2 protein-coding genes are annotated in these 2271 nt (G+C 59.1%); one reads left to right on the forward strand and one right to left on the reverse strand.

The window, feature by feature from the left end; translation table 11 throughout:
- Positions 1-6 precede the first annotated feature (6 nt).
- Positions 7-1176 carry an ATP-dependent metallopeptidase FtsH/Yme1/Tma family protein gene (locus tag SMC5_RS03090; RefSeq protein ID WP_455423446.1) on the forward strand — a complete coding sequence of 390 codons (1170 nt, stop codon included), beginning with the start codon at positions 7-9 and terminating at the stop codon, positions 1174-1176.
- Positions 1177-1254: 78 nt separating this feature from the next.
- Here the strand turns inward: SMC5_RS03090 and SMC5_RS03095 are convergent, their stop codons facing one another.
- Positions 1255-2109 (reverse strand): class II fructose-bisphosphate aldolase, encoded by an 855-nt coding sequence (locus SMC5_RS03095; protein WP_243624959.1) that lies wholly within the window; start codon positions 2107-2109, stop codon positions 1255-1257.
- Positions 2110-2271: the final 162 nt, after the last annotated feature.

A 2271-nucleotide genomic window follows, 5' to 3' on the forward strand; every position in this document is an offset into this window, starting at 1 on the left:
GTCGAGATGTTTGTCGGCGTGGGCGCAAGCCGTGTCAGGGACTTGTTTGCACAGGCGAAGCAGTATGCTCCATGCATTGTGTTCATCGACGAAATCGACGCTGTGGGGCGCCATCGCGGTGCGGGCATCGGCGGCGGCAACGACGAGCGTGAGCAGACCCTGAACCAGCTGCTCGTCGAGATGGACGGTTTTGACGCGAACAAGGGTATCATCATTCTTGCGGCAACGAACCGGCCTGATGTTCTGGATCCGGCTCTGTTGCGTCCGGGCCGCTTCGATCGGCGCGTTGTCGTCGATCTGCCGGATGCCAAGGGGCGCGAGGAGATCCTCAAGGTGCACGCTTCGGACAAGCCGTTTGCGGCTGACGTCAAGTTTGGTACGATCGCCAAGGAGACGGCCGGCTTCACAGGAGCCGACCTGGAGAACCTGCTGAACGAGAGCGCACTGCTTGCCGTCCGCAGAGGCAGGACAGATATCACGATGGACGAGGTCGAGGAAGCCATCGACAAAGTCATCGCGGGACCACAGAAGAAGTCGAGAGTGATCAGCGAAGACGAGCGCCGGCGCATCGCCTACCATGAATCCGGGCATGCTGTCGTCGGCAAGGCTCTGGCCGCACGTGAAGAGGTCCACCGCATCAGCATCGTGTCACGCGGTATGGCCCTCGGGTTCACGTTGCAACTTCCCACAGAAGACCGGTACATGCGCACGAGCGAGGAGCTCCTCAGGGACGTTGCCGGCCTGCTCGGCGGAAGCGCTTCCGAGAAACTCTTTCTGGGAAGTATTTCGACTGGACCTTCGAACGATCTCGAGCGAGCCACGGATGTGGTCCACCGCATGATCCGCGCGTATGGCATGAGTGAGAAGCTCGGTCCCCTTACCTATGGCAAGACCAGTGACTTAGTGTTCCTCGGGAAGGAACTCAGTGAGGAGCGCAACTACAGTGAAGAGACTGCCCAGACCATCGACGCTGAAGCTAGACGCTTGGTCGAAGAGCAGTATCAGCGCGCGACGGAAGTCCTGGAGATGAACCGTGTCGTGTTGGAAAATCTGGTGACCGTGCTGCTGGACAAAGAAACGTTGCAGGGGCCGGAACTCGAAGAGGCTCTCNNTGTCCACATTCAGGCGCCCGCTTCACAGTCTGGTTCGCCTGTGAGCACACAGCCTGCTTCCTAGTCGAGACACAGCAATATCAGGAAAAGGCCCCAGTCGTCAGACTGGGGCCTTTGCATGTCCTGGAAGCCTGTAGCGTTCTCAGGCGCGGTTGGCAGTGCCGAACAATTCGATCTTGCCACGCACGCCGTCCTTGATGGCCTGCACCTGTGGCTTTGCGAGGTCCCGGAACCCAATAGCGTCTGGGGTCTGCTCGAACATCGCCTTGACGGCGAGAGCGGCCTTCTTTTGCAGGAAGGTCGCAATATTGATCTTGGTGATGCCCAGCTGGATGACCTGCTTGACATCCTCATCCACTGCACCGGAGGCACCGTGCATGACAAGCGGCATGGTCGGCATGGCTTCGTGCAGCTTGCGGCAGAGCGCGATGTCGAGATGGGCTGCCTGGACGGCCATGGCGTGGACTGTTCCAATGGATACTGCCAGAGCGTCGACGTGCGTATCACCAACAAAGCGAACCGCCTCGTCGACCGCGGTGTAGTGCATATCGTCGGCCTCGGTGCTTGCGCCATCCTCAGACTTACCGACCTTGCCGATCTCCGCTTCGACGGCCACACCTACCTGGTGGGCAGCCTCGACGACCTGACACGTGATGGCGACGTTCTCGGCGTACGGCAGTGAGGAACCATCAAACATGACGGAGCTGAATCCGGCGCGCAGTCCTTCGATACAGCGCAGGAAGCTCTTACCGTGATCGAGGTGCACGACGACGGGGATGGCATACTTGTCGGCGTAGTGACGGGCGATCATGTACAGTTCTTCGAGTCCCGCAAAATCAGAACTACCCTGCGAGATCTGGAGGATGACGGGTGCCTTCATCTCATACGAGGTTTCGACAACAGCCTTGGCATATTCCAGGTTGTGGATGTTGAACGCACCGACCGCGTAATGGTTCTTGAGTGCGTCCTGTGTGACTTCTTTCAACGTTACCAGCATTGCGCCACCTCCAAGTGGTTAGACAGCCTTGATGAATTGTCCGTAGCCGGCTCCTGCAGGGAACCACCCCGAACCGTCGTAGACCTGATTGCCACGCACAAACGTCTGGCGGACCACACCTCGCAGCTCCCGTCCCTCAAAGGGCGTGTACTTGTTCTTGGC

Origin of the sequence: Candidatus Cryosericum odellii, assembly GCF_003570935.1 — a bacterium.
GTDB lineage: Bacteria > Caldisericota > Caldisericia > Cryosericales > Cryosericaceae > Cryosericum > Cryosericum odellii.